The 19432-nt window shown below is 44.6% G+C and carries 21 protein-coding genes; 11 read left to right on the forward strand and 10 right to left on the reverse strand.

What is annotated here, in order from left to right; translation table 11 throughout:
- Positions 1–34 precede the first annotated feature (34 nt).
- The 4 genes from pdhR to xerD form a co-directional block, all read right to left on the reverse strand.
- Positions 35–802: a pyruvate dehydrogenase complex transcriptional repressor PdhR gene (pdhR, locus tag NP165_RS10945; RefSeq protein ID WP_257083998.1), complete on the reverse strand. Its 768-nt coding sequence runs from the start codon at positions 800–802 to the stop codon at positions 35–37.
- Between the two features lie 400 nt (positions 803–1202).
- Positions 1203–2942, reverse strand: coding sequence for a single-stranded-DNA-specific exonuclease RecJ (gene recJ / locus NP165_RS10950; RefSeq protein WP_257083999.1), 1740 nt, complete (start codon positions 2940–2942; stop codon positions 1203–1205).
- Between the two features lie 38 nt (positions 2943–2980).
- Positions 2981–3724 (reverse strand): thioredoxin fold domain-containing protein, encoded by a 744-nt coding sequence (locus NP165_RS10955; RefSeq protein WP_257084000.1) that lies wholly within the window; start codon positions 3722–3724, stop codon positions 2981–2983.
- 27 nt (positions 3725–3751) lie between these two features.
- Positions 3752–4648 carry a site-specific tyrosine recombinase XerD gene (gene xerD / locus NP165_RS10960; RefSeq protein ID WP_257085590.1) on the reverse strand — a complete coding sequence of 299 codons (897 nt, stop codon included), beginning with the start codon at positions 4646–4648 and terminating at the stop codon, positions 3752–3754.
- Between the two features lie 162 nt (positions 4649–4810).
- On the opposite strand from xerD, the gene fldB reads away from it, so the two are divergent.
- The gene (gene fldB / locus NP165_RS10965) at positions 4811–5332 is read left to right on the forward strand and encodes a flavodoxin FldB (RefSeq protein WP_257084001.1); all 522 of its coding nucleotides are present in this window, start codon (positions 4811–4813) and stop codon (positions 5330–5332) included.
- A gap of 66 nt (positions 5333–5398) precedes the next feature.
- On the opposite strand, the gene ampD is transcribed toward fldB, so the two are convergent.
- On the reverse strand, positions 5399–5950 hold the full coding sequence (gene ampD, locus NP165_RS10970; RefSeq protein WP_257084002.1) for a 1,6-anhydro-N-acetylmuramyl-L-alanine amidase AmpD: 552 nt from the start codon (positions 5948–5950) through the stop codon (positions 5399–5401).
- Between the two features lie 132 nt (positions 5951–6082).
- On the opposite strand from ampD, the gene nadC reads away from it, so the two are divergent.
- The 8 genes from nadC (at position 6083) to yacG (ending at position 13227) form a co-directional block, all read left to right on the forward strand.
- Entirely contained in the window at positions 6083–6985 is a 903-nt protein-coding gene (nadC, locus tag NP165_RS10975) for a carboxylating nicotinate-nucleotide diphosphorylase (protein WP_257084003.1), read from the forward strand.
- A gap of 258 nt (positions 6986–7243) precedes the next feature.
- Complete coding sequence (locus tag NP165_RS10980) at positions 7244–7726, forward strand: pilin (protein ID WP_257084004.1); 483 nt, start codon at positions 7244–7246, stop codon at positions 7724–7726.
- The gene (gene pilB / locus NP165_RS10985; RefSeq protein ID WP_257084005.1) at positions 7726–9414 is read left to right on the forward strand and encodes a type IV-A pilus assembly ATPase PilB; all 1689 of its coding nucleotides are present in this window, start codon (positions 7726–7728) and stop codon (positions 9412–9414) included. The genes NP165_RS10980 and pilB overlap by 1 nt, the downstream gene beginning before the upstream one ends.
- A 13-nt stretch (positions 9415–9427) precedes the next feature.
- Positions 9428–10654, forward strand: coding sequence for a type II secretion system F family protein (locus tag NP165_RS10990; protein WP_257084006.1), 1227 nt, complete (start codon positions 9428–9430; stop codon positions 10652–10654).
- A gap of 66 nt (positions 10655–10720) precedes the next feature.
- On the forward strand, positions 10721–11590 hold the full coding sequence (locus NP165_RS10995) for a prepilin peptidase (protein WP_257084007.1): 870 nt from the start codon (positions 10721–10723) through the stop codon (positions 11588–11590).
- 1 nt (position 11591) lies between these two features.
- Positions 11592–12200 (forward strand): dephospho-CoA kinase, encoded by a 609-nt coding sequence (coaE, locus tag NP165_RS11000; RefSeq protein ID WP_257084008.1) that lies wholly within the window; start codon positions 11592–11594, stop codon positions 12198–12200.
- A 34-nt stretch (positions 12201–12234) separates the two neighbouring features.
- A complete protein-coding gene (zapD, locus tag NP165_RS11005; protein WP_257084009.1) occupies positions 12235–12975 on the forward strand; it encodes a cell division protein ZapD in 741 nt (246 codons plus the stop codon).
- Positions 12976–13032: 57 nt separating this feature from the next.
- A complete protein-coding gene (gene yacG, locus NP165_RS11010; RefSeq protein WP_257084010.1) occupies positions 13033–13227 on the forward strand; it encodes a DNA gyrase inhibitor YacG in 195 nt (64 codons plus the stop codon).
- Between the two features lie 201 nt (positions 13228–13428).
- Here yacG and rplS read toward each other — a convergent pair whose 3' ends face one another.
- The 5 genes from rplS to ffh all read right to left on the reverse strand — a co-directional run bounded on the left by rplS (position 13429) and on the right by ffh (position 16994).
- Entirely contained in the window at positions 13429–13782 is a 354-nt protein-coding gene (gene rplS, locus NP165_RS11015; RefSeq protein WP_257084011.1) for a 50S ribosomal protein L19, read from the reverse strand.
- Positions 13783–13823: 41 nt separating this feature from the next.
- Positions 13824–14567, reverse strand: a complete 744-nt coding sequence (gene trmD, locus NP165_RS11020; protein WP_257085591.1) for a tRNA (guanosine(37)-N1)-methyltransferase TrmD — start codon at positions 14565–14567, stop codon at positions 13824–13826.
- Between the two features lie 24 nt (positions 14568–14591).
- Positions 14592–15140, reverse strand: a complete 549-nt coding sequence (rimM, locus tag NP165_RS11025) for a ribosome maturation factor RimM (protein ID WP_257084012.1) — start codon at positions 15138–15140, stop codon at positions 14592–14594.
- Between the two features lie 26 nt (positions 15141–15166).
- Entirely contained in the window at positions 15167–15415 is a 249-nt protein-coding gene (gene rpsP, locus NP165_RS11030) for a 30S ribosomal protein S16 (RefSeq protein ID WP_005438039.1), read from the reverse strand.
- A gap of 196 nt (positions 15416–15611) precedes the next feature.
- Positions 15612–16994, reverse strand: coding sequence for a signal recognition particle protein (gene ffh / locus NP165_RS11035; protein WP_257084013.1), 1383 nt, complete (start codon positions 16992–16994; stop codon positions 15612–15614).
- A 209-nt stretch (positions 16995–17203) separates the two neighbouring features.
- On the opposite strand from ffh, the gene NP165_RS11040 reads away from it, so the two are divergent.
- Together NP165_RS11040 and NP165_RS11045 are read left to right on the forward strand one after the other, a co-directional pair.
- Entirely contained in the window at positions 17204–17998 is a 795-nt protein-coding gene (locus NP165_RS11040) for a cytochrome C assembly family protein (RefSeq protein WP_257084014.1), read from the forward strand.
- Between the two features lie 120 nt (positions 17999–18118).
- Entirely contained in the window at positions 18119–19396 is a 1278-nt protein-coding gene (locus NP165_RS11045; protein ID WP_257084015.1) for an HlyC/CorC family transporter, read from the forward strand.
- Positions 19397–19432: the final 36 nt, after the last annotated feature.

Consider the following 19432-nt stretch of genomic DNA (forward strand, 5'->3'; position numbering starts at 1 on the left):
TGTTGGTTGGATCTATTAAACTTGCAAATCGTCTTTATGAGTCATTGCCCTGTTGCATTCGACGTAAAGAACGCTCACGACGAGACTCTTCCCTAGTCAAATCCAACAATGTTTCTTCAATATAAGCTAAGTGTGAATGAGACATCTCACGCGCCTTTTCTGGCTGACCAGAGACAATCGCATCCACGATATTAGCTCGGTGTTTACTAACGTTTTCAACCGCCTCTGGGCGGCGTCGTAACAATTTAAAATTCTGCAGAATATTTTGCTCAAGCAAAGGAGCCAAACTACGGACAATGTGCAGCAGCACTACGTTATGAGCCGCTTCTGTCAAAGCAATCAGAAATTGCATAACTTCAGCCGATTCCGCTTCTACGTCGTTGTTTGATTGCTCTTTGCCGATTCGTTCAAGGCAGGCTTGAATACGTGCAAAATCTTCTTCGGTACCACGAACGGCTGCAAAGTAAGCGGCAATACCTTCCATCGCATGACGCGTTTCCAGTAAATCCAGCTGAGTTTCAGAGTGGCTAGACAATAAATTTAGCAGAGGATCTGAAAAACTTTTCCAGATGTTCTCGCTAACAAAAGTGCCACCGCCCTGACGACGAGTAAGAAGACGCTTAGCTTCGAGGCGTTGTATTGCCTCTCGGATCGATGGACGAGACACGTCAAACTGTTTTGCCAGCTCGCGCTCTGGTGGCAACTGCTGCCCCGGAGCCAGTGTTCCTTCCACTATCAACCGTTCTAACTCCTGTTCAATCACATCAGAGAGTTTTGGCTGACGAATCCTTTGATAAGCCATAGTTATTGTTCTTCTACTCTTTGCAGTCAATTGGTAATACCAATTTTATGTTGGCGAGGAAATTAACATAATTAAAACGCAAGTTCCAGCCAAAAGTTGACGTAAATCATAGAACACATCACGCCAAATCACTTTAGCAGCAATAGTCTATTGAAACGCAAGTGAAATTGGTCAGACCAATTACATTTTGTAAACAGATGGGTTAAAAACGTGCCAGGTTCCATACATTAATTACCCATTTTTAAAGAAAAATGACTGGGTATGATTAAAAGTGTCTGCACATGTCAAAAAAGCAAGAATGCGGGAAAAAAAGAAAGTCAGAGAAATGAGAGAGGTTGCGGGCTAGAGTAGCTTCCATACTTAATTCTACTCTAGCCACAGACAGGTTTGACCAGTTAAACTATTTCGCTTCGATGTGATCAATCATGAGTTGTAATGACTGATTACCGCGGAATTCGTTAATGTCCAATTTATAAGCTAAGCGCACCGTTTTCACTGACGCATCTGGCCAGCGACGAAGATCCACGTTAAATGCGATGCCATCGATCATAATATTGGTTGGATGACCTTTGTGTAACGGCTCCAACATCAACTTAAGGTGTTTTTCACCTACCAGCTTTTGATGCAAGACTTTAAACTCGCCGTCAAACAGTGGCTCAGGGAAAGCTTGCCCCCATGGGCCACCAGCACGCAGCATCTCGGCAATATGCATGCTGAACTCTTCTGGCTTGAGTTCTCCGTCAGAGAGGATGATTCCTCGCAATGCCGCGTCATCCAGCTCTTGCTTAACCACCTCATCAAACAGACGAGTAAAGCGTTCAAAATCATTTTCATTGATGGTTAAGCCTGCCGCCATTGCGTGACCACCAAACTTTAAAATCAGCCCCGGATTTTGAGTGTCGATTCTATCTAGCGCGTCACGCATATGTAGACCTGGAATTGAACGACATGACCCTTTGATCGTGCCCTCTCCTCCATCTGCAAAAGCAATCACCGGGCGATGGAATTTCTCTTTGATACGAGAAGCAAGAATACCAATGACGCCTTGATGCCAATCTCGTTGGAATAGAACCAAACCATGAGGTAATTGGCTGTTTTCGCCAAATTGAAGTCTTTCACAAAAAGCCATCGCTTCTTGCTTCATCCCTTCTTCAATCTCTTTACGCGTTTGGTTTAGCCCATCCAATTCGCTTGCCATACGTCTTGCCGCGTGGATGCTGTTACTCATCAAAAGCTCAACACCGAACGACATATCATCCAATCGTCCTGCCGCGTTAATGCGTGGGCCTAACGCAAAGCCGAAGTCAGACGCGACCAATCGCCTTGCATCTCGCTTAGCAACCTCAATAAGTGCCTGAATGCCTGGTCGAGCCTTACCCGCACGGATACGTTGCAGCCCTTGGTGAACTAAGATGCGGTTATTCTCATCGAGAGGCACAACATCAGCCACCGTACCGAGCGCAACCAAATCCACCAACTCCATCAGTTTTGGCTCGCCCATACCTTGCTGCGCAAACCAACCCATTTTTCGCATATGAACGCACAGAGCCATCATCAGATAAAACGCAACCCCTACCCCCGCTAGCGCTTTGGATGGGAATCCACACTCATGTAAGTTTGGGTTGACCATCGCATCGACGTTTGGCAACTCATGCCCAGGGAGGTGGTGATCAGTAACCAGGACTTTTAGACCCTGCTCTTTCGCATAGCGAACACCTTCGATAGAGGAAACACCATTGTCGACCGTCATAATCACTTCTGCGCCTATCTCGATCGCTTGGTCTACCACTTCAGGACTGAGTCCATACCCATCTTCAAAGCGGTTGGGAACGAGGTAATCCACATTATGTGAGCCCAGCATTCTCAACGCTAATACAGACAAAGCCGAGCTGGTTGCGCCATCTGCATCAAAGTCACCCACCACAATAATGCGCTTATTGTTTTGAATAGCTTCGAACAGCAATTCGACTGCGGCTTCTATCCCAAACAATTTTTGGTAAGAGTGAAGAGATCGGACAGTGGTTTCGAGCTGCTCCTGAGACGTCACTCCACGACTCACGTAAATACGTTTTAGAAGTGGTGGAATAGACTCGGGTAGAAGAGATAAATCAGGTTCTGGTCGGCGTTGAATTTCTATCATAAATATAAGCAGAGCCTCTGTCTGAGGCTCTTTGTTCACTATTGAGTTTGTTGAAGACGTTGGTATAAATCAGCGGGTGGAAGGTAACCTCCAACCATCTCACCATTAGGGAGGAAGAGTGCTGGAGTACCGCTGACACCTAGCTCTCGCCCTAATGCGAATTGCTGTTTGATGATATCTTGGTACTTGGCAAAATCTTCGCCTTTACCCGGGAAAGTGCGTTGGATCTTACCATCGCTCATCGCAGATTGTGGGTCTTTTGCTCCCCAAATCATAGCCATTTGATCCGCCACCGAACCCGTTGGCCCCTGACGCGGGTAAGCCATATAACGCACTGTAATTCCTAGGTCATTATAACCCTGCATTTGGCTATGTAAGCGGACGCAGTAACCACAGGTGATGTCTGTAAATACAGAAACAACGTACTTTTCATTGTCGGCTTTAAATTCGATCATATTCGCTTTTTGCGCTTCGATCTTCGCCGCGTTAATCGGTGCTTGTCGCTTAGCTAACACATCTTCGTATTGGCCATTTTTATCCAGCTTGTACAGTGTTCCTGCCAAGAAGTAGTCACCAGTTGGCGAGGCAAACAAAATACCTTCATTGGTTTGTACTTCAACCAAACCATCAATGTCAGCGGGTACAGCGTCGTTCACTTGTAGGCCAAGCTTGGAAAAACGCTGCTCTAGTTGTTCTTTATCAATCTTCACTTCCGCGGCAGACACTTGTCCGGCCATCAGAAATGGCAATGTTAATAGAGTTACTCGGCGTAATACGCTCATGCTATTTACCTTAATTTTCAGGAGACCTTACGCTCTTGGATGGTGCTCACTGTGTAATTGTTTCAGTCGCTCTGTCGCTACATGAGTATAGATTTGTGTTGTCGACAAGTCACTATGACCCAACAGCATCTGTACTACACGTAAGTCTGCCCCATAGTTCAATAAATGCGTGGCAAATGCGTGTCGCAATACATGGGGCGAGAGCAACTCAGTATCAATTCCCGCCAATACGGCATAATGCTTAATTCTATGCCAAAACGTTTGTCTGGTCATTTGACGGGCCCGTTTACTTGGAAATACAACGTCTGAAGTATTTTCACCTAGTAGCTCAGACCGTCCGTTATGCAGAAAAGTTTCAATCCAATCAACCGCGTTCTCGCCCATCGGCACCAAACGCTCTTTTCCACCCTTACCTGTCACTCGCACAACACCTTGGCGCAAGCTCACGTTTTCCATGGTCAAGCTAACCAATTCGGTGACACGAAGACCAGTTGCATATAATAACTCCAACATAGCCTTATCACGTAACTCTATTGGATCATTGGGATCAGGCGCATTTAATAACGCATCGACTTGCTCTTCACTCAAATCTTTAGGCAAGCGCTTAGGGAGTTTAGGACTGACGAGCAATGCGCTTGGGTCATCTGCGCGCACTTTTTCTCGGTGTAAATACTGGAAAAGACGACGAATAGCAGAAAGCATACGCGCACGGGAAGTTTGCTTGTAGTCTTGGTCGGTAAGCCAACTCTGATACTCTTGCAAGCCAGATAAACTAATAAAATCGAGCCGATAATTATTGGCAACCATCCATTGCAATAATTTCATCAGGTCGTTGCGATACGAAGACAGTGTATTTTCAGACAGGCCTCGTTCCATCCACATTGCATCTAAAAATTGTTCTACAATTCCTTGGTCAGGAGACATTAGTTCAGACACGCGATACCTCTTATTGTACTTATGGCCTCACTGTAAGTTCCAAACCCAAAGAAAGCCATAAAAATTCTGGTTAGAGGAGGATATTCGCTGCAAAGCAAAGCGTTTTGTGGTTAGAATCCGTTATCTAGTCCATCCAAAGAAAAGAAAGTTATGAAAATCGGTCTGTTTTACGGCTCTACCACCTGCTACACCGAAATGGCAGCAGAAAAAATTCGCGCGATTATTGGCGAAGATCTGGTGGATGTTCACAATGTCAAAGAATCTCCATTATCTTTAATGACAGAGTATGACTTTCTTATTATCGGTATCTCTACTTGGGATTTTGGTGAAATTCAGGAAGACTGGAATGAAATATGGGATCAAATCGACGGCGTTCAGCTCAATGGCAAAACGGTCGCGCTATTCGGCTTAGGCGATCAAGAAGGCTATGGCGAATGGTATCTCGATGCGATGGGGATGCTTCACGACGAATTGAAAAAGACGGGAGCGAACCTTGTCGGTTATTGGCCAAATGACGAGAGTTACGAGTTTGAAGCCTCTAAAGCATTGACTGAAGATGAGAGCCAATTTGTTGGCCTAGCCCTTGATGAAGACTCTCAATACGAGCTAAGCGACGACCGAATTGCAAACTGGGTTGAACAGATCCTAATTGAATACCAAGAAACGCTCTAGAATTCGTGACTGGTCAAGTTGATTCCCTACATGAGAGCGTTCACTGTAGGGAAACGACGTTACTCACTAAGCGTTCTGTGAGAGCATGTTTCGATACTTAACCCAATCAAACACAAGCCCAGGATCGGTTTTCCGTAGTGGCGCGATATATTGATGGCCTGTAATTCGTGGTTGAGTAATTTTCGGGTACGCCAATTGTAACTGTTGAGTTAAGTCCACCAAAGACTGATATTGCTCGTCGGTGTAGGCGACAAAGTCACTGCCTTCCAGCTCTATTCCTATCGAATAGTCGTTACACTTTTCTCTCCCAGCAAAGCTTGATGCTCCTGCATGCCAGGCTCTCGCGATAAATGGGACAAATTGCACGATTTCCCCGTCTCGACGAATTAAGCAATGTGCAGACACGCCCATCTTATGAATAACGTTAAAAAATGGATGCTCGTCAGGGTTCAGGGTACCTGTAAAGAACTGTTCAATATAAGGCCCGCCAAACTGCCCCGGTGGAAGACTAATATTGTGAATGACCAGTAGTGAGATGTCTGAGGTGTCTGACCTTTGGTCAAAAAATGGAGAAGGAACGTGGCGCGCTTTGTTATACCAGCCTTTGGCATCAATCATATCTTGGTCACTACAGTTATTGGCTCCGCACAATTTTATCCATTTACCTTTGAATTGCGAGATTAATGGCTGAATTTCGTGTTCAGTCAGCGTATCATTTCCACCCCAACATAACTGCGTATTAGATTTGCGATGAAAAACACACACAATAGCCAAGAACGTCTTGAATACCTGAAACAACAGCTGCCTCTTGAGATCTCTCGTGTTGTGGCAGACACATTAAAAGAAGATTTGGGTGGAACCCTTGATCCTGCTGCCGATATCACTGCAAGTCTGATTCCTGCAGATGCAAAAAACGAAGCCACGATTATTACTCGTGAGCACGGTGTGTTTTGTGGTCAAGCTTGGGCTGATGAGGTGTTTAAGCAGTTGGCTGAACAAGAAAATGGCAGCGAAGTTCAAATTCAATGGCACGTGAAAGATGGTGATAAGGTAGAACCTAATCAGATACTTTGTACGCTTTCTGGCTCGTCTCGTATGCTACTGACTGGTGAGCGTAACGCGATGAATTTCATCCAGACGCTATCTGGCTGTTCGACAATGGTTGCAAAATACGCAGAAAAACTAGAAGGCACAAACTGCCGCCTGCTTGATACGCGCAAAACCATTCCAGGTTTACGCAGCGCGCTTAAATACGCAGTTGCATGCGGTGGTGGCTTTAACCATCGTATAGGCGTATTCGACGCTTACCTGATCAAAGAGAACCACATCATTGCGAATGGTGGTATTGCACAAACCATCAAAACAGCAAAAGAGCTGAATCCTGGCAAGCCAGTCGAAGTTGAAACCGAGAGTTTAGACGAGCTGAAAGAAGCCATAGACGCTGGAGCGGAGATCATTATGCTCGACAATTTTACTAAAGAGATGATGCGTGAAGCCGTGGCGATTAACGCTGGTCGTGCCGCGCTAGAGAACTCTGGCAACATTACTTTAGAGACAATCCGAGAGTACGCAGAAACCGGTGTTGATTATATTTCTGTCGGCGCACTAACCAAGCACGTACGCGCTATGGATCTATCAATGCGCTTTAAGTAAACAATCCATTATAAAAATTCGAGAAAGTTCTTGTTTTTCAATTATTAAAAAGAGGTCTCACAACCTCTTTTTTTGTTTGTTTTTTAAGAAAAAATCAGTCATATTTTTGTGGTCGCTCGAGTTATTTTAAGCACCAAATGAAATCAGCCTGCAACTTTTCCTATTTGGCTCGTAAAGCCCGCCCTGCATAATATCCTCTTCTACACATCCCAATTATTCTCTATGCAACATTTAGCATTTTGTTCATGGAGAAAAACAATGCAACAACAACGTCGTAAGCTGAAAGGCTTTACTTTAATCGAATTGATGATCGTAGTGGCCATAGTCGGTATTCTTGCCGCTTTTGCCATTCCGGCATATCAAAATTACACAAACAAAACACACGCTTCAGAAATGCTAAACGCATCTTCCGCAATGAAAGCAGCTGTAGGAGTTTGCCTTTTAAGTGGCAGTACCGACTGCCGCTCTGCGACTGCAAATAATGGTGTACCTGCTAGCCAAACGTTTGACAAAGCAACAGATGATAAGTTTGCAGTTGTCTCTAACGTACAGGTAACAGCAGCTTCAGGAGCAACAAACATCAATGGAAAAATCGTGGCTACAGTAGACGCAACAGCAGGTAAAGCTGGTTTAGCCAAGGGAGGCACCGTTGAATTAATCCCCGAACTTACCCCGTCTGGAGTAACTTGGACTATAGGTTGTACCAACATTGGTTCTGATGAATACTGCCCGAAAAGCTAATGCTCACTAACTTACCTTCAATCTTGCACAAAGCTTGCTTGATCGATTCAAGCCAAGAAGAGCAAATATTGGAATACATTAATGCTTCAGGCCAATCTGTGCCTGAAGCATTAACTACTTTGAATATTTTTAGTAGTCACGATTTAACCAACCAACTTTCTAGTATATTTGGCTTGCCTGTAACAAAACCAGATCAGTTCAACTACTCTGAACTTTGCAACACCTTAGGTTTACGTGAATTAATTACTCGTTCACATGCTTTGCCTTTACAACAGAGTGGAGCACTTTTGACAGTTGCGATAGCTGATCCAGCCGACATGAGTATTGAAGACGATTTCCGCTTCGCGACAGGTTTACAAATAGAACTAGTGCTGGCTGACTTTAAAGATCTTCAAAGCGCAATAAGGAAACTATACGGAAAGTCAATCTCTGGCGCTCAAAACAGCAAGAAAGAGATCAATGAACAAGAACTCGCTAACTTAGTTGATGTTTCTGATGACGAAATAAACTTAATCGAAGATTTGAGCCAAGACGATGCCCCTGTTAGCCGCTACATCAACCAAATTTTGTTGGATGCGGTCCGAAAAGGTGCGTCCGATATCCATTTTGAACCGTACGAAGAATCTTACCGAGTTCGCCTTCGTTGTGATGGCATCTTAATAGAGACGCAGCAACCAGCCCACCACCTAAGCCGCCGTTTATCTGCACGAATAAAAATTCTGTCCAAACTTGATATATCCGAACGCCGTTTACCTCAGGATGGACGCATTAAGCTGAAACTCAATCAGGACACCGCAATTGATATGCGTGTTTCTACTCTGCCGACGCTGTGGGGTGAAAAAATTGTACTTCGTCTACTCGATAGCAGTGAAGCGAACTTAAATATTGATGTTTTAGGCTACAACGACGTGCAGAAAGCACTGTACGTTCAAGCTCTGAAAAAGCCTCAAGGCATGATTTTGATGACTGGCCCTACGGGAAGTGGAAAAACCGTATCGCTCTACACAGGGTTAAGAATTCTCAATACGCCCGAGGTGAATATTGCAACGGCCGAAGACCCTGTTGAAATTAACTTACCCGGAATCAACCAAGTACAAGTGCAGCCTCAAATCGGTTTTGGCTTCGCACAGGCGTTAAGAGCCTTCCTGCGTCAAGACCCTGACATTGTCATGGTGGGCGAAATTCGCGACTTTGAAACCGCAGAAATCGCCGTTAAAGCCGCACAGACTGGCCACTTAGTTCTGTCTACTCTGCACACAAACTCAGCAGCAGAGAGTGTAGTTCGCTTAAGTAATATGGGAATAGAGCTTTTTAACATCGCTTCATCTCTCAGCTTGATCATCGCTCAACGTCTTGCTCGTCGATTGTGTTCACACTGCAAAGTTCCTTATATCCCTTCGCCAGAGGTCAATGAACGGTTCGAGCTTGAATCAGGATTAACCATTTATAAGGCATCACCTAATGGCTGCTCGGAGTGTAACAACGGCTATTCGGGACGCGTCGGTATTTATGAAGTGATGAATTTCAGCGCAGCTTTATCGCAAGCCGTTGCGGAAGGCGCAAGCATCCAGCAGATTGAACGCATCGCACGCCAAGAAGGGATGAAAACGCTAAAAGAGTCTGGCGTTGAAAAGTTGCTGCAAGGGACAACGAGCTTACAAGAGCTGCAGCGCGTCCTGTATTTATAAGTTGGAGAAAAGGATGAAACACAAACATTCCAACCAGTTGAAAAACTATCACTGGAAAGGCGTCAACGGTACTGGCAAACAAGTTTCAGGACAACTGCTGGCGCTCAGTGAAGTTGAAGTCCGGGATAAACTGAAAACGCAACACATACAAGTCAGAAAGCTTAAGAAGCGTAACGTTTCATTTCTCGCTCGTATTACGCACAGAGTAAAAGGTAAGGACATCACCATACTCACTCGTCAACTTGCCACCATGCTGGTTACTGGTGTCCCTCTCATCCTTGCGCTCAAACTGGTTTCCGATAACCATCGCAAGGCCGAAATGAAATCCATTCTTTCACAAGTGATCAAAGGCGTGGAGTCTGGTACGCCTATCTCCAAATCGTTGAGTGTGGCCAGCCCACATTTTGACCAACTGTATATCGACTTAGTCGCGACAGGAGAGCAATCCGGTAACCTTCCAGAAGTGTTTGAGCGCATTGCGACCTATCGTGAAAAATCAGAACAATTACGCGCAAAAGTGGTGAAAGCGCTTATCTACCCCACCATGGTTGTACTCACAGCAATCGCCGTGTCTTACTTGATGCTAACCAAAGTGATCCCTGAATTTGAATCCATGTTTAGTGGGTTTGGTGCAGAACTGCCTTGGTTTACTCAGCAAGTGCTAAAAATATCCCACATCACTCAAGCCTATGGTGGTCTTACGGTTTTGACACTGATTGCCTTGCTGATCAGTTTAAAACTCGCCCGAAAAAAATCCTTTCGCGTCCGATTAACATCGAGTCGAATAGGCCTGCGTGTTCCAATCATTGGAGGTATCCTCACCAAAGCAGCTATCGCCAAATTCAGCCGAACCTTAGCAACCAGCTTTAGTGCAGGTATTCCAATACTTTCTAGTTTAAAGACTTCGGCAAAAACCGCGAATAACACCCACTACCAAACGGCCATTGATAGTGTCTATGAAGATACGGCGGCAGGAATGCCTATGTATATCGCGATGCGTAACTCTCAGTCGTTTCCAGAAATGGTTTTGCAAATGGTTATGATTGGAGAGGAGTCTGGTAGGCTGGACGATATGCTCAATAAGGTCGCGACGATCTACGAATTTGAGATAGATAACACGGTCGACAACTTGGGCAAAATTCTAGAACCACTCATTATCATTTTCCTTGGTGTTGTGGTTGGCGGTTTAGTCGTCGCGATGTACTTACCAATCTTTAACTTAATGAGCGTGTTAGGATAAGATTGGTTTTGTCGGTGAGTAAATCACTGATACCCTTATTCCTTATTTTTCGGCAACGGCACTTTAATGGAACTTTTTAATTTCTACCCATGGTTATTTCCGCTTCTCGCAGCCGTATTTGGTTTAGTCATCGGTAGCTTTCTCAATGTGGTGATTCATCGCTTACCCATCATGATGGAGCGAGAGTGGCGTCAGGAGTGTGCAGCTAGCTTTCCTGAATACAACATATCTCCACCGAAAGGGGTATATAACCTTAGCGTTCCAAGATCGACGTGCCCAAAATGCAAAACACCGATTCGCATCCTTGACAATATTCCGGTGCTAAGCTGGCTACTCCTAAGAGGAAAATGTCGAGCTTGCGGCAACCCTATCAGCATCCGATACCCTTTGGTTGAAGCTCTCACCGGAGGACTGTGCTTTTTAGTGGCTTCTCAATTCGGGTTCAGCATTTTTTCGCTTGCCTTACTTGTCTTTACCTTTGTCCTCATTGCGGCCACCTTTATCGACCTAGATACAATGCTGCTGCCGGACTCACTCACCCTTCCACTCGTTTGGTCTGGCGTTGTACTGGCATTATTGCAAGTTAGCCCAGTCTCATTACAAGATTCAGTGATTGGTGCATTGGCAGGTTATCTATCTCTATGGTCTGTCTATTGGCTATTTAAGCTCGTGACTGGCAAAGAAGGGATGGGTTATGGTGATTTCAAACTACTTGCGGCATTAGGCGCTTGGCTAGGCTGGCAATACCTGCCAATGATCATTCTCTTTTCCTCTCTTGTTGGCCTAGTCTTCGGCTTAATACAACTGAGACTCAAGCAGCAAGGTATCGATCAAGGCTTTCCATTCGGACCGTACTTAGCTATCGCAGGGTGGATAAGCATGATGTGGGGAGAAGGGATCTTGAACTGGTACTTATCAAACTATATTGGACTTTAATATGCCTTTTGTTGTGGGATTAACAGGCGGAATCGCCAGCGGAAAAACGACGGTTGCCAACATGTTCAACGAGCAGTTCGGAATTGAAATCGTTGACGCGGATGTGGTTGCACGAGAAGTCGTTGAACCAAACACTATAGGGTTAAAAGCCATTGAAGCTAAATTTGGTCCTGACATTTTACTTGAAGACGGCACACTCAATCGCGCTAAACTCAGAGAGGCGATTTTTACAGAACCTGCACACAAAGAGTGGCTGAACGCCCTGCTTCACCCGCTAATCCGCGAACAAATGCTCGTTGATTTAGCTAAGGTGAAATCAGATTATGCATTACTGGTTATCCCTCTGATGGCCGAAAACAACTTGCAAGCACTTGCAGATACCGTCGTTGTCGTTGACGTTGATGAAGAAACACAAATTCGCAGAACATTAGAAAGAGACAATGTGAGCCGATCGCAAGTCGAATCGATTTTGGCGTCGCAGGCGAGTAGAGAACAACGCTTAGCCATTGCAGATTACGTGATTAAAAATCACACAGAAAACCAGAAACTTTTGCCTCAAGTCACAGAATTGCACAAAAAGTTCCTAGAAATGTGTAGGGGAAATCTGTGAAAATAAAGGCAGACCCATTCATGACAGCATTTTAATGACCACTCACTATTTCGAACATCCACTCAATGAGAAAACCCGAATCTACCTAAGGGTTGAAGCTCTATTGAATCAGCTAAAAACAGCTGCAACATTTAGTGATAATATGCAGCACTTAGTTTTTTACCGCTCTCTGTTCGACTTGTTGGAAATCTTTGAACAGATCCAGCTAAAGAGTGAACTGGCGAAAGACATCGAAAAACAAAGGCTCACTTATCGTTCTTGGCTGAATATCGATGGCGTTGATCAAAACATGCTACGTGGGATTTTGAATGAAATCGATGAAGTGCATAGTCAGTTAATGAGTGCTGAAAGGTTCGGACAGAGCCTGAAGGAAGACCGCTTTTTAAGTGCTATTCGTCAGCGATTTAACTTACCCGGCGGCTCATGCTGTTTTGACTTACCAGCATTGCACCATTGGCTTCACTTGCCTGAAGACAACAAAAAAGTAGACGCAAACAGATGGCTGTCGTCTCTTCAACCTTTGGCTAGTGCCCTCAAGTTATGGTTGAATCTAACGAGAGAAACTGGAAACTTCCGAGACCGCACAGCGCACGTAGGTTTTTATCAAAGTGATGCTGATGAGGCGAATATCTTACGTTTAGAAATTCCAATGCACTTTAAAGTCTACCCTATGATTTCAGGGCACAAAAATCGTTTTGCTATTAAGTTTATCGATTTCTCTTCGGGTCAGGCATCCACTAGTGATATTGAGTTTCGACTCGCCGTTTGCAGCTAAGCACTTCGAAACACGTTATAATCCTGCCTATATCGCATTAAAGCTTAGAGAATCATCATGTCTAAAATAACCGTTGTTCCCTGCCCTCAGTGTGGCGCTGATGTCGAATGGGGAGAGCAAAGCCCATACAGGCCGTTCTGTAGTAAGAAATGCCAAATGATTGATTTTGGCGAATGGGCAGATGAAGAAAACTCAATTCCCGGCGCACCAGATATGTCAGATGCCGATGGCTGGTCAGAAGACCAATACTAAAAGAAGCGCAATTGCTACTCGCAAATAGAAAAGCTGATGTGAAAACATCGGCTTTTTTGTTTCTTGTGTATTACTCAGGCTCGCCAGTAAATGAGCACCAATGACAACGGTAGGAAGGGAAATAGCAAGTTGTAAGAAACAAAATAAAAAAGCGGAGGCCTAATGGCCTCCGCTAATACTATGAGAACGCTAGTTATAGCATTACTTCTTAGCAAGTTTCTCTTTGATACGAGCAGACTTACCAGAACGCTCACGTAGGTAGTACAGCTTGGCACGACGTACTGCACCACGGCGTTTAACTTCGATGCTATTAACGACTGGAGAGTGTGTTTGGAACGTACGCTCAACACCTTCACCGTTAGAGATCTTACGTACAGTGAAAGCAGAATGTAGACCACGGTTACGGATAGCGATTACAACGCCTTCGAAAGCCTGTAGACGCTCACGCTCACCTTCAACTACTTTAACTTGAACTACAACAGTGTCACCTGGTGCAAAGTTAGGTAGGTCTTTTTTCATTTGCTCTTGCTCAAGAGCTTTGATGATGTTACTCATTTTCTAAATTCCTAGAATAAACTGATACTAAATTTAATAGGTTACTTGTTTCGATATTCTCTAATGAATTCGGCAAGTAATTGTTCCTGTTCGTCAGTCAGAGCTAGGTTTTCCAAGAGCTCTGGTCTTCTTAGCCAAGTACGGCCCAGCGACTGCTTTAATCGCCAGCGACGAATTTCCTTATGATTGCCAGATTTGAGCACCGCAGGCACTTCTTTACCATCTAGCATCTCAGGACGCGTATAGTGAGGGCAATCTAGCAAGCCATTTGCAAAAGAGTCTTCTTCTGCTGACGCAAAATCTCCCAATACCCCAGGAATAAACCTTGATACTGAATCAATTAACGTCATGGCTGGAATCTCACCACCCGTCATCACAAAATCACCAATTGACCATTCTTCGTCAACTTCAGATTGGATGATACGCTCATCTACTCCTTCGTAGCGGCCACAAATAAGAAGCAAGTTCTCGTTTGTTGCCAACTCTTCAACCCCTTTCTGGTCAAGCTTACGACCTTGAGGTGATAAATAGATAACTTTCGTCTTGCCTGGTGAAGTCTTCTTAGCTGCGTGAATGGCATCGCGCAAAGGCTGTACCATCATCAACATGCCAGGACCACCACCATAGGGTCTATCATCGACAGTGCGATGTTTGTCGTGAGTAAAATCGCGAGGATTCCACGTCTCAATCGACAAAAGACCTTTTTTAACCGCTTGGCCTGTTACTCCAAAATCAGTAACGCTGCGGAACATTTCCGGAAATAGGCTAATTACGCCAATCCACATTGTTCTATCGCTCATTACTTAGAGTTAGAATCCAGGATCCCAGTCAACTTCGATCCGTTGAGCTTCGCGATCAATATGCTTGATCACTTGCTCTTCAAGGAACGGGATTAATCGTTCCTTTTGCCCAAAAGCATCTTTTAGATTTGCTTTTACAACCAGAACATCGTTGGAGCCAGTTTCTAGAAGATCTGAAACTGTGCCTAGATCGTAACCGTTACCAGTTACCACTTGCATTCCAATCAAATCACGCCAGTAAAACTCGTCTTCTGGCAATTCTGGAAGAACAGCAGGGTCAATAAAGATTTCAAAGTTTGTCATCAACTGCGCTTCTTCACGCACATCAAGACCATCCAGCTTTACCACCAAACCTTTGTTATGGCGTTTCCAGCTTTCTACTTTGTACTCAACCCACTTGCCACCTTGTTCAATGAACCAAGGGCTGTAATCGAATATGCTTTCGGTATTGTCTGTGTAGGAAAAAACTTTAAGCCAGCCACGAATGCCGTAAGTAGCACCAAACTTGCCTACAACAATTTTCTCGCTGCTCATTGTTTCTTTACCTTTCATCGACATAAGCTAATTTCAACTTAATATTAGGATTAAGCCGCTTTTTGAGCGTCTTTAACTAGCTTAGCTACGCGGTCAGATAGAGATGCGCCTTGACCAACCCAGTGGTTAACGCGATCTAGGTCTAGACGTAGACCTTCTTCTTGACCTTTAGCAGTTGGGTTGAAGAAACCAACTTTCTCGATGAAACGGCCAGTTGCTGCATTGCGGCTGTCCGCTACTACGATTTGATAAAATGGACGCTTCTTAGCGCCGTGACGTGCCAAACGAATGGTTACCATGTCGTCCTCTTTGCTTTCTCAAAAATAAAATTAACCCCAGAAACCATTTATTGCTAAATAGTTTGGGGCTCGTGCCAAAATAAAGCTCCGGAATTTTACTCTTATTCCGGAGCAATGCAAGGTCTTTAGCTATTTTTTCACCAACATAAATCTAGATATAAGTTTGTGAGCTAGCTAACAGACTGAAAATAAACTTTTAGCGACCAAACGGGTTAAAGCCACCGCCTCCGCCCATGCCACCCATCATGCCTTGCATGTTACGCATCATGCCTTTCATGCCACCTTTTTGCATCTTCTTCATCATTTTCTGCATTTGGGTGAATTGCTTAAGTAGGCGGTTAACGTCTTGCACTTGCGTACCAGAACCCGCAGCAATACGTTTTTTACGTGAGCCTTTAATCAGCTCTGGTCGTTGACGCTCTTTCATGGTCATCGAGTTGATGATCGCTTCCATCTGCTTAAACATTTTGTCATCGACTTTGTCTTTAACATTGTCAGGAAGCTGAGACATACCCGGAAGCTTGTCCATCATCCCCATCATGCCGCCCATGTTTTGCATCTGGCCTAGCTGCTCGCGGAAGTCTTCAAGGTCAAAACCTTTCTTCTCTTTGAACTTTTTCGCCAGCTTTTCTGCTTTCTCTTGGTCGACATTACGTTGCAGATCTTCAATCAAAGACAGAACGTCACCCATGCCAAGGATACGAGAAGCTACGCGGTCTGGATGGAATGGTTCCAGTGCGTCAGTTTTCTCACCCACACCCAAGAACTTGATAGGCTTACCTGTAATGTGACGAACCGATAGCGCAGCACCACCACGCGCATCACCATCGACTTTCGTCAAGATAACACCGGTCAGTGGCAGCGCGTCACCGAATGATTTTGCGGTATTCGCGGCGTCTTGACCTGTCATCGCATCGACGACAAATAGTGTTTCGACAGGGTTGATCGCTGCATGAAGGTCTTGAATCTCAGACATCATCTGTTCATCAATCGCCAAACGACCCGCTGTATCGACAATCAGTACGTCGTAGAATTTCTTCTTCGCGTGATCAACTGCAGCATTTGCAATATCAATTGGCTTTTGGTCAGGCGATGATGGGAAGAAATCTACGCCGAGGTCTGACGCTAATGTTTCCAACTGTTTAATCGCCGCTGGACGGTAAACGTCGGCAGACACAACCAGTACTTTTTTCTTCTCACGCTCTTTCAAAAGCTTAGATAGCTTACCTACCGATGTGGTTTTACCTGCACCTTGTAGACCCGCCATCAGGATAACGGCTGGCGGTTGAGCGGCTAAATTTAGGGCTTCGTTTGACTCACCCATGACCGCTTCAAGTTCACCTTGAACGATCTTGATAAATTCTTGGCCTGGAGTAAGAGATTTAGATACCTCTACACCTACAGCTGCTTCCTTTACGCGTTTAATAAAATCGCGGACAACAGGCAGAGCTACGTCAGCTTCAAGAAGTGCCATACGCACTTCGCGTAGCGTCTCTTTAATGTTGTCTTCGGTCAGGCGACCTTTACCGCTGATGTTTTTCAGCGTTTTGGACAATCGATCCGTTAAATTCTCAAACATCTTAAGTCTCTTTCATCAGGCAGCTCTAAATAGAACTTGCCCTTACATTTCGCGACAAACTAACGTGAGTATACCTTAGCCAACGCCTACTGTGCACTGCTCTAATCAGTTTTGATATATCAACTCACGTAAATGGGGGCGATAAGTCATAGCTCAAGTCGTTGAGTCAGGGTATAATTTGTTAAAAATCCACCAGCTGTTGGAGAACCATGGACAACTTAATCGCCGTTGTTGCTGTGATACTTTATTTCCTGGCAATAGCGACCATCATACCGGGTTTAGTCCATCAAACCGGTATTCGAGCAAAAACTGTTTTTGTCAGCGCTTCACTTGCGCTTATTTTTCATGCTTGGTTGCTCAGCGATCTGATTTTTGAAGGTGTAGGTCAAAACTTAAGTATCCTCAATGTCGCTTCCTTAATTAGCTTCATTATTTCTTTGGTAATGAGCATCGCCATGCTGAAAACTCGTTTATGGTTCTTGTTACCCGTGGTGTACAGCTTTGCAGCCATCAACCTTGGCGCTGCGACCTTTCTGCCAAGTACTTTTATTACGCATTTTGAGCAAAACCCCAAAGTGCTCATTCATATTTCTTTAGCGTTGTTTTCGTACTCAACACTCACCATTGGTGCGCTCTACGCCCTGCAATTGGCGTGGCTTGATCACAAATTGAAAACAAAAAAAGCGATGATCATCAACCCAAATCTGCCACCATTATTGATGGTAGAGCGCCAGCTGTTTAACATTATTCTAATTGGCACTTTGCTGCTTACCGGTACTTTACTCACTGGTTTTGTGTTTGTGCAGGATATGTTTACTCAAGGCAAAGCACATAAAGCAATCCTCTCTTTTATTGCATGGTTTGTTTACTCTGTTTTATTGTGGGGACACTACCAAAAAGGCTGGCGAGGAAGAAAAGTCACATGGTTTGCTGTTGCTGGCGCGACTTTACTGACACTGGCTTACTTCGGTAGCCGCTTTGTGCGCGAGATTATTCTTAACTAAACTGTGCGAGAAAGATGCATAAAACACACCTTTCTTTTACAATGCGAAACCTTTCTGGCACTGATTTAGCAAATCCGTAGGTCAGTAATCAAAAAAAACACCACAAGGATTAGATAAGCTTTGGACGACATATCAACGGGTATCTTATTTGCGCTACTCGCGTGTCTGATTGTAATTTCAGGATATTTTTCGGGTTCGGAGACAGGGATGATGGCTTTGAACCGCTATCGTCTCAAGCACTTGGCTAGTACTGGTCATAAAGGCGCAAGACGAGTGGAGAAACTGCTTAATCGTCCTGACCGCCTTATTGGTCTAATCCTAATCGGTAACAACCTCGTCAACATTTTAGCATCTGCTATTGCAACTATTCTGGGAATGCGACTCTATGGTGATATGGGGGTCGCTATTGCTACAGGTGCCCTTACATTAGTGATTCTGGTTTTTGCAGAAGTCACACCGAAAACACTTGCAGCTCTGTATCCAGAAAAAGTGTCTTACACAAGCAGTGTATTGCTTACGATATTGATGAAGGTGCTGTCACCACTCGTTATCTTCGTCAACTTTATTACCAATGGATTTATCCGCTTATTGGGTATTAGAGCGGTTCATGGTGGCGATGATCACCTAAGCTCAGAAGAGCTAAGAACCGTGGTGAATGAAGCGGGAAGTTTGATCCCAAGACGCCACCAAGACATGCTGATCTCTATTCTCGACTTAGAACATGTTACCGTGAACGACATTATGGTGCCGCGTAACGAAATTACGGGTATAGATATCAATGACGATTGGAAATCGATTGTTCGTCAGTTAACGCACTCTCCACATGGTCGCGTGGTACTTTATCGCGATCAAATTGACGAAGTCGTGGGTATGCTCCGCTTGCGTGAATCGTACCGTCTAATGCTTGAAAAGAACGAATTCACCAAAGAAACACTATTAAGAGCAGCAGATGAAGTGTATTTCATTCCTGAAAGTACGCCGCTCAATGTGCAGTTACTGAAATTCCAGAGAAACAAGCAGCGTATCGGTCTAATCGTCGATGAGTATGGGGATATCATCGGTCTCATCACGCTAGAAGATATCTTGGAAGAGATCGTAGGTGAGTTCACGACGTCCATTGCACCAAGTTTATCTGAAGAGATTACGCCTCAGGTTGATGGCAGCTTTCTTATCGAAGGCAGTGCCAACATTCGAGACATCAACAAAGGATTGAAGTGGAAACTCCCTACTGATGGTCCTAGAACACTGAATGGCTTGATACTTGAGCATTTAGAAGATATTCCAGAAAGCCACCTTAGCGTCCATATCTCTGGTCATCGTATGGAAATTGTAGAGCTAGAAGAAAACCGCATTAAGCTCGTCAAAGTGTTTCCAAAAACAGCCAAAAAAAGCAAGTAACAAGTTACAAAAGACACAAACTAAAAAGCCTTGGAA

It is taken from the genome of Vibrio japonicus, from assembly GCF_024582835.1.
GTDB lineage: Bacteria > Pseudomonadota > Gammaproteobacteria > Enterobacterales > Vibrionaceae > Vibrio > Vibrio japonicus.